Source organism: Paraburkholderia sediminicola (assembly GCF_046026855.1).
Taxonomy (GTDB): Bacteria; Pseudomonadota; Gammaproteobacteria; order Burkholderiales; family Burkholderiaceae; genus Paraburkholderia; species Paraburkholderia sediminicola_A.
The window spans coordinates 19354-28151 of the sequence record NZ_JAQQET010000060.1; the positions used below are offsets into that span (position 1 = coordinate 19354).

Consider the following 8798-nt stretch of genomic DNA (forward strand, 5'->3'; position numbering starts at 1 on the left):
CAGGCAACACGCACGTTTTTGAACGTGCAAAAATGCCAGACGGCGCTGCGTCCAGCAACCGGACGGTCGCCCCCGAGGAGACACACCATGAGCCACGATCACGAACACCCGCACTACAAGGATGAACAACCGTCCGCGCCGGTCGACTGGCGCGAGCACGGCGTCAAGGTCATCAAGGGCGACCAGCTCGACAGCAATACCGCGCAAACGCCGGGCATGAATCGCGCGGCGGCGATCAACGCGGCGCGCGTCGGCGCACAGAAGATCTGGGCCGGCACCGTGACGATCCATCCGAATGCAAAGACCGGCGCGCATCATCACGGCGCGCTCGAGAGCGTGATCTACGTGGTGCGCGGCCAGGCGCGCATGCGTTGGGGCGAGCATCTCGAGTTCACTGCCGAGGCCGGGCCGGGCGACTTCATCTTCGTGCCGCCCTATGTGCCGCATCAGGAAATCAACGCGAGTACCGATGATCCGCTCGAATGCGTACTGGTGCGCAGCGACAATGAAGCGGTGGTGGTGAATCTGAACATCGACGCGGTGGAAGCACCGGAAACTGTTTTCTGGGTCGATCCGATTCACAAGCATCCGCACGATCACTAAATCTCTTTCACCCAACTCATGACGCCGACCGCTTCGCTACGCCCTCGCCTCATCACGCTGTATACCGTACTGATCGCCGCAAATCTCGGTACGTGGGCGTGGGCGCTGATCGCGTTTCGCCACTATCCGCTGCTGCTCGGCACCGCGCTGCTGGCGTATGGCTTCGGCCTGCGCCACGCAGTGGATGCGGACCACATCGCCGCGATCGACGCCGTCACGCGCAAGCTGATGCAGACGGGTAAGCGGCCGCTCGGCGTGGGCCTGTCGTTTTCGCTAGGCCATTCGACGATCGTGATCATGGCGACCGTCGGCATTGCGTGGACTGCGCATTCGCTGCACGGCCGCTTCGAAACCTTCAAGGCGGTAGGCGGCACGATCGGCACGGTCGTGTCGGCGGTGTTTCTGCTAGTGCTGGCGTGCGTGAATCTCGTGATTCTGCGCGACGTCTGGCGCCGCTATCGCCACGTTCAACGTGGCGGCGAACTCGCCGCTGCTGAAGCGGCGGCGAGCATTGCGCCCGGCGGCCTGCTGTCGCGCGCACTGCGGCCGATGTTCCGGCTCGTGACGAAAAGCTGGCACATGTACCCGGTCGGCGTGCTGTTCGGCCTCGGCTTCGACACCGCGACCGAGATCGGCCTGCTGGCAATTGCCGCGTCCGAAGCCGGCAAAGGTCTGCCGCTGTATTCGATCCTCGTGTTCCCCGCGCTCTTCACCGCCGGCATGACGCTGGTCGACTCCACCGACAACGTGCTGATGGTCCACGCCTACGGCTGGGCCATGGACGATCCGAAGCGCAAGCTCTACTACAACGCGAGCATCACGTTCGTCTCGGCGATGGTCGCGATCGTGATTGGCGGCATCGAAGCGTTGGGACTGCTATCGGACAAACTCGGTCTGAACGGCGGCATATGGGACGCCGTGGCGAGCCTCAACGAGCGCTTCGGCGTACTGGGTTACGGCATCGTCGCAATGTTCATGGCGTGCTGGATCGGCTCGGTGTTGTTCCATCGCTGGCGCCGTCCGGGCACCATTGCGCGGTAAATCCGCCTTGCCTTTTACGGAGGATCGGTAAGGCTTCCACAGCGGCAGCGGCGGTTTCCGCGCTGCCGCATCCTGCGCTTTCGCGTGACCATGCGAGACAGCCCCAGCGGGCGTTGTCGTGACGACACACCCCGGTCCTTTTATCCGCGAAACGGGAACCGGAGCGCGCACCAGGCGCTCCGAACCGGCGGGCAATCGCTTACACTGAAACCGCTTTTCGTCACTGCAGCGCCCTGCAGCTTGTCGTCATTGCCATAAGTCGCCCTGTCGCGAGCATCCGGCGCGGCCCTTCAGAACCGACAGCAGAACGGACTGGACACTCCATAGATGAAGACTCCCGCGGACCGATTTCTCGAACTCGACCTAGCCCGCCGCACCGCCGACGCCTACGGCAACCACGCTATCGACGAATTCATCGCCAGCCGCATCACACGCCGCGACCTGCTGCGCTACGCGAGCGTAATCGGTTTGTCGCTGGCTGGCGGCGGCGTTCTGAATACGCCGCAGGCACGTGCGCAAGGCGCGCCGAGTTCGTCTAACCAGACGATCCGCGTGGCCCATCTGACGCCGGCCGGCGCGGTCGACCCGCTCACCGTGACCGATGCCGCGAGTCTCGCGCTGCTGAACCAGACGGGCGAATTCCTGATCGACGACGACGGCGAAAAGCTCGTACTGAAGCCGGCGCTCGCCTTGTCGTGGAAGCCGAACGAGAAGGGCGACGTGTGGACCTTCAAGCTACGCCCGAACGTCAAGTTCCACGACGGCCAGGCGTTCACCGCCAAAGACGTCGTCGCCACCTTCGATCGTCTCGCCGATCCGGCAAGCGGTTCGGCAGCGCTCTCGGTGCTCAAGGGCGTCCTGTCGAAAGGCGCTGCGAAGGTGGTCGACGAGCACACGGTCGCCTTCCATCTCGATGCACCGAACGGCAACTTCCCGTACTACGTTTCCTCGGACAATTACAACGCCGTGATCCTGCCCGCGAACTATGCGGGTGGTTATGAAAAGAGCTTTATCGGTACCGGTCCGTTCAAGCTCGAAAAGTATCAGGCGAAGGTCGGCGCATCGTTCGTGCGTAATCCCGATTACTGGGGCGACAAAGCGTTACCGCAACGCGTACAGTTCTCGTTCTACGCCGATGAACAGGCGCAATTGCTCGCGCTGCAGGGCCATCAGGCTGACGTGATGGGGACCTTCACCGTGCAGGGCGGCGCCGGTATTCTGAACAATCCGGACTACAAGGCAGTCGGCGTGAAGTCGAGCGCGCATCGCCAGATTCATATGCGCAATGACAACCCGCTGTTCAAGGACAAGCGCGTGCGTCAGGCGATGGCGTTGTCGCTCGACCGCGACATACTCGTGCGTGGCCTGTTCAAAGGCCGCGCGCAGCTCGGTAACGACAGTCCGTTCGCCCCCGTGTTTCCGTCCTCCGATGCAGGCGTCGCGCAACGAAAGATCGATGTCGCGAAAGCGAAGCAACTGCTTGCGCAAGCAGGCGTGCCGAACGGTTTCGACGTCACGCTGACCACCGAGAAGTACATGGAGATTCCCGATCTCGCGGTGGTCGTTCAGAACGCGGCGAAGGCGATCGGCGTGCGCATCAATCTGAAAGTGGAAAGCCAGTCGCTGTACTACGGTGCGGGCACGCCGGGCAAGTCGGATTGGCTCGACTCGCCGCTCGGCATCACCGATTACGGCCATCGCGGCGTACCGAACGTGTTTCTGAACGCGCCGCTCACCAGCACCGGCACATGGAATGCCGCCCACTTCAGGAATCCACAGTACGATCAACTGGTCGCGCAGTTCGTCGCGGCGATCGATCTGGGCACGCAGCGGAAAATCTCCGGGCAAATCCAGACGTTACTGCTCGACGAGACACCGGTGATCATCCCATTCTTTTACGATCAACTGATCGCCATGCGCAAGGGTGTGAACGGCGTGCGCTTCACCGCGCTCGCACAACTCTATTTCGACCGCGCGGTGTTGAGCGCGTAATTTGAACGCAAAGGCCGTGAACACAAAAGCTGTGAACGCGAAAGCCGTTGAACGTATGAGCGCACGGCGCTTCTTCGGCAGGAGATCACGATGTCGACCACGGTGACCCCTTCCGCTTCATCGGTCTCAAGCGGCAACGCGGGCCGCGTCGTGCGTTTTCTGGCGACGCGGGTCGGTTTGTCGTTGATTACACTGTGGCTGCTGTCGGTGATCGTGTTCGCGGGCGGCCAGTTGCTGCCTGGCGATATCGGCCGCGCGGTACTCGGGCCGCTCGCCGATGCGCGTGCGGTCGCAGCGCTCAATCATCAACTCGGCGCGGACCGGCCGCTCATGACGCAATATGTCGAGTGGATTTCGCATTTCGTGCGCGGCGATATGGGGCTCTCCTATGCGTACCGCGAACCGGTCGGGCCGTTTATCGCCGACGCTCTGGCGCATTCGGCCAAGCTCGGCCTGCTCGCATTTATCGTCGTCGTGCCGCTCGGCATTGCGGGTGGCGTGTGGTCGGCCATGCACGCGGGACGCTGGCTTGATCGCACCATCAGCATCGCCGGTTTGTCGGCGACCGTGGTGCCGGAGTTCGTCTCGTCGATCGTGCTGATTCTGGTGTTCGGCGTGTGGCTCAGGTGGCTGCCGATCGAAGCGTCGTATCCACCCGAAGCGAGCGCACTCGAACAATTACGCCATCTGATTCTGCCGGTGCTACCGCTGGTGCTGGTGTTTTTCGGCTACATCGCGCGGATGGCGCGCGCAGGTACGGTCGAAGCGCTCGATGCGGACTACACCCGCACTGCGATCCTCAAAGGCTTGCCGCGCCGTACCGTGATCTGGCGGCACGTATTGCGCAATGCGCTGCTGCCAACTATCACCGTCGCCGCGACGCAGCTCGGCTATATGATCGGCGGTCTCGTGGTGGTCGAGACACTGTTCCACTATCAAGGTATCGGCTCGTTGATCTACAACGCCGCCAAGGCCAAGGATTTTCCGATGCTCGAAGCGGGCGTGCTAACGATCGGCGTGGTCTACACCGTCGCCAATCTCGTCGCCGATGCGCTGCATGTCCTGCTCAATCCGCGGCTGCGGGTGAGGAGCGCCGAATGAGCACCATCGTTCCGCCGGCCGCGCCGCCTGCGCCACGCCCGGCGACTGAACCGCGCTTCGATCAGTTGCGCGTGCTGCTGCGCTCGCCCACGTTTGTGGTGGGCGTGCTGATCGTTGGATGGTGGATTGTCTGCGCGATCGCCGGGCAATGGATCGTGCGGATCGACCCGTACGCATCCGACCCGCTCAACTCACTCATGCCGCCCGACAGCACCCACTGGTTCGGCACCGATCAGCTCGGCCGTGACGTGTTTTCGCGGGTAATCGTCGGCGCGCGCGACATTCTGACCATCGCGCCATTGGCGACCCTGCTCGGCACGCTCGCGGGCACGGCGCTAGGACTGATCGTCGGCTACTTCGAAGGCTGGGTCGACAACGTAGTGGGCCGCGCGATCGATGCCGTGCTCGCGCTGCCGCTCGTGATCGTCGCGTTGCTCGCACTGGCCGCGGTCGGTGCATCGAACTTCACCGTGATCCTCGTGATCGGCATCACTTTCACGCCGATCACTGCACGTACGGTACGGGCCGCCGTGTTCGCCGAACGGCATCTGGACTACGTCGCCGCGGCGCAACTGCGCGGCGAACGCGCACCGTACATCATGTTCGCGGAGATTTTGCCGAACGTGCTGCCGCCAATCATCGTTGAGGCGACCGTGCGGCTCGGGTATGCCATTTTCGCGGTTGCGACGCTGTCGTTTCTCGGCTTCGGCATTCAGCCGCCTTCCGCCGACTGGGGGCTCGCGCTCTCCGAGTCGTACACGCTGATGGCGGGCGGTGCATGGTGGACTGTCGTGTTCGCAGCCGGCGCCATCGCCTCGCTCGTGGTCGGCGTGAATCTGATCGCCGATAGTGTGCAAGGAGTGCTCGACCGATGAACGGCCCGCCGCCCGCCTCGTTCCCCGCCTTCGACGTATCGAAGAGCGATCGCACGGATGCGCTGACCGTCGTCGGGCTGACGGTCACGTACCGGATGCGTGGACGCGATCGTGAAGTGCTGCAGGACGTGTCGTTTCGCGTGCGACGGGGCGAAGCGTATGGCCTCGTCGGCGAATCGGGGTGTGGTAAATCGACCGTCGCGATGGCGGCGCTGCGCTATCTGCCACGCAACGGCAAAGTGAAGGCCGGCAAGATCATCATCGCCGGCCAGGACGTGCAGAAGCTCGACGCCGACGCGTTGCGCACGATGCGCGCGAACGCGATTTCGATGGTCTATCAGGATCCGGGGCGGGCGTTGAATCCGTCACTGACGATCGCGCGGCAAGTCACGGAAGCATTCGAAGCGGCCGGCGTCTCGCGTGACGAAGCGGCGCAGCGCACGGTCGAGATGCTGCAGCGTGTACGCATCGCCGCACCCGAACGCGTGATGGACAGCTATCCGCATCAGTTGTCGGGCGGCATGCAGCAGCGAGTTGTGATCGCGATGGCGCTCGCCTCGAATCCGGCCTTGCTGATTCTCGACGAACCGACCACCGGGCTCGACGCCACCGTCGAAGCCGAAGTGCTCGATCTGGTGGCGCAACTACGCGAAGAACTCGGCACGGCCGTGCTGTTCATCAGCCACAACCTCGCAGTGATCGGGCGGATGTGCGAGCGCGTTGGCGTGCTGTATGCAGGCAAGCTGGTCGAGGAAGGCGCAACCCAGGACGTGTTCGCGCGGCCGCGTCATCCCTATACGGTTGGACTGCTGCGCTGCCTGCCGAGCGCGGGGCGCAGCAAGGACACCGAGCGGCTCGATACCATTGCGGGCCATCTGCCTTTGCCCGGTTCGGTCACACAAGGCTGTATTTACGCGGACCGTTGCCGCCTCGCCGACGACCGCTGCCACCGTGAAGCACCGCCGCCGTATCGCGTGAGCGCCGCGCATGGCGATCAGATGTCGCGCTGCCATTATCACGAACGCGCCATCGAACTGCCGCATGCGGCCGCAGAAATATTGCCCCGGCATGGCGATGTGCCGCGTGACGGCGAGCGCGCTGCTCTCGTGCTGCGCGCGGAAAAACTCTCGAAGACATTCCACGTATCCGGCGCCCCGCTGCGCGCAGTCGACAACGTCTCGATCGACCTCGCGAGCGGCGAAACGCTCGGCCTTGTCGGCGAATCCGGCAGCGGCAAGACCACGCTCGCGAAGCTGATGCTCGGCCTGCTCACACCGGACGCGGGCAGTGTGCTCGAACTCGACGGCACACCACTCGCCGCACGCGTCACGCGACGCAACGACGAACAGGTCAAGTCACTGCAGATCGTGTTCCAGAATCCGGACTCAGCGCTCAATCGTGCGCATTCGGTGAAGCGGCTGATCGGCCGTGCGTTGTCGCGCCTCACCGCGCTGCGTGGCGCCGCGATCGACGAACGGCTCGCCGCCTTGACGGCGGCGGTGCGCCTGCCCGAACGCTATCTCGGATCGCGCACGCGTCAGTTGTCCGGTGGACTCAAGCAGCGCGTGGCGATCGCGCGCGCGTTTGCCGGTGAGCCACGCGTGGTGGTCTGCGACGAGCCCACGTCCGCGCTCGACGTTTCCGTGCAGGCGGCGATTCTCAACCTGCTCGCCGATCTGCAACGCGAGCGCGGCGTGAGCTACGTGTTTATCTCGCACGATCTGCACGTAGTGCGCTATCTGTCGGACCGCATCGCCGTGCTGTACCTCGGCCGACTGCTGGAGATCGGGCCGGCAGCCGCCGTCTTCGGCGGACCGCACCATCCTTACACCGAAGCACTTCTGTCTGCGGTGCCGACGCTCGATGCCCACGACAGCAAAACCCGCATACGGCTATCCGGCGATCTGCCGAGCGCGGCATCGCCACCGTCCGGTTGCGTGTTCCATACGCGCTGCCCGCGCAAGCTCGGCGCGATCTGCGAGCAGCAGGACCCACCTTTCCTCGAAGCCGGCGGCGGCGATCCTGCCCAACTGTCCGCGCATCGCATCCGCTGCCATATTCCCGTCGACGAACTGCGCGTGCTGCAAGCCGCCTCGCACGACAATGGCGGCAAGGCCTCCGGCAGCGGCTCGGAAAACGCGCCGGAAACCGCCGCGCGTAACGAATAACGCGTAATAACGCGACGCTCCGGCCACGCGTTTCATCGCCGAAACGTTTTTGTGCATTTTTGCCTCCCGGGCATCGCACACCCCGATTCGACACCTGTCGCCGCAAGGCTTTGCGGGCAATGGCATGGATATCGCTAAGTACTGTCCAGACACTCCGGGCCAACGAGATCGGGAAAGAGAATCGGAAGCGCCGCTTGTGCGCATCGCCGTAGCAAGAAGCGATACGTGACGACGCGCGCCGGACGGTATCTGCTGAAGCGCACGTAGCGTTTGTCAGCGCACCGGTCACGGAACCGGGAAGACAGGGATGATGCTTGATTTGCATCCGCAAAACAGACTCGGGGGGCGACGAGGCCCGCGTTCAGACAGGCCCGCCGCCAGCGAATCAGCGTGAGAGATGGCGACGGCGAGGTGTCGGCGTTCCCTCGGGAGAGACGTGATGAAAACCAGAAGATTCAATCAGTACTACTTCGGGGTTATACGGAATACGGCAGTCGTGGCAGGCGTGATTTTGCTGGTGACCCAGGTCGCGTACCCGGCTTCAACCGATGTAATCCCCAGGTGGATCGTGCTTGCCGATGCGCCATTGCCCGCGAGCGGCACGCATGGCGCGACGCAAGTCGCGCAGGACGACGGTTCGGCGGCAGGTGCGGCGGCCACAGGCACGGCGCCGGGCGAACCGTCCATTGCCGACGACGCAGCCCTGGTGTTCCAGCCGCACGATTGCACTACCAGCACTGTCGGGGGGTGCGCACGGCATGGCGGTGGCAGCGGCGCCAACGGCGCGGGCAGCAGTGGCGGAGGTTCGAGCGGCAATGGTGCCGGCGGAGCTGCCGGCTCGGGGAACGGCAACGGCGGCGGTAACGGCAATGGTGGCGGTAGCAGCGGCGGTGGAAGCAGCGGTAGCAGTGGTAGCAGTGGTAGCAGTGGTAGCAGCGGCAGCAGCGGGAGCAGTGGCAGCAGTGGCAGCAGCGGCAGCAGCGGCAGCAGCGGCAGCAGCGGCAGCAGCGGCAGCAGC

General features: G+C 64.1%; 6 protein-coding genes and 1 pseudogene. All 7 read left to right on the forward strand.

All coding sequences use genetic code 11. The annotated features are described in order from the left end of the window. The first annotated feature begins 87 nt into the window (after positions 1 to 87). On the forward strand, positions 88 to 603 hold the full coding sequence (locus tag PQR40_RS37960; RefSeq protein WP_408235147.1) for a cupin domain-containing protein: 516 nt from the start codon (positions 88 to 90) through the stop codon (positions 601 to 603). 18 nt (positions 604 to 621) lie between these two features. After that, a complete protein-coding gene (locus tag PQR40_RS37965) occupies positions 622 to 1644 on the forward strand; it encodes a HoxN/HupN/NixA family nickel/cobalt transporter (protein ID WP_408235144.1) in 1023 nt (340 codons plus the stop codon). Positions 1645 to 1971: 327 nt separating this feature from the next. Beyond that, entirely contained in the window at positions 1972 to 3636 is a 1665-nt protein-coding gene (locus PQR40_RS37970; RefSeq protein WP_408511184.1) for an ABC transporter substrate-binding protein, read from the forward strand. 90 nt (positions 3637 to 3726) lie between these two features. Then, positions 3727 to 4737: an ABC transporter permease gene (locus tag PQR40_RS37975; protein WP_408337498.1), complete on the forward strand. Its 1011-nt coding sequence runs from the start codon at positions 3727 to 3729 to the stop codon at positions 4735 to 4737. Then, positions 4734 to 5612, forward strand: a complete 879-nt coding sequence (locus PQR40_RS37980) for an ABC transporter permease (protein ID WP_408235138.1) — start codon at positions 4734 to 4736, stop codon at positions 5610 to 5612. The genes PQR40_RS37975 and PQR40_RS37980 overlap by 4 nt, the downstream gene beginning before the upstream one ends. Continuing rightward, positions 5609 to 7780, forward strand: a complete 2172-nt coding sequence (locus tag PQR40_RS37985; RefSeq protein WP_408511185.1) for an ABC transporter ATP-binding protein — start codon at positions 5609 to 5611, stop codon at positions 7778 to 7780. The genes PQR40_RS37980 and PQR40_RS37985 overlap by 4 nt, the downstream gene beginning before the upstream one ends. Before the next feature lie 439 nt (positions 7781 to 8219). Next, positions 8220 to 8798, forward strand: a pseudogene (locus tag PQR40_RS37990) (hypothetical protein); the annotation flags it as partial.

Excerpts from the sequence above, each read along its gene's own strand:
- PQR40_RS37960 (WP_408235147.1), top strand. The coding sequence starts at position 88 with ATGAGCCACGATCACGAACACCCGCACTACAAGGATGAACAACCGTCC.
- PQR40_RS37965 (WP_408235144.1), top strand. The coding sequence starts at position 622 with ATGACGCCGACCGCTTCGCTACGCCCTCGCCTCATCACGCTGTATACC.
- PQR40_RS37970 (WP_408511184.1), top strand. The coding sequence starts at position 1,972 with ATGAAGACTCCCGCGGACCGATTTCTCGAACTCGACCTAGCCCGCCGC.
- PQR40_RS37975 (WP_408337498.1), top strand. The coding sequence starts at position 3,727 with ATGTCGACCACGGTGACCCCTTCCGCTTCATCGGTCTCAAGCGGCAAC.
- PQR40_RS37980 (WP_408235138.1), top strand. The coding sequence starts at position 4,734 with ATGAGCACCATCGTTCCGCCGGCCGCGCCGCCTGCGCCACGCCCGGCG.
- PQR40_RS37985 (WP_408511185.1), top strand. The coding sequence starts at position 5,609 with ATGAACGGCCCGCCGCCCGCCTCGTTCCCCGCCTTCGACGTATCGAAG.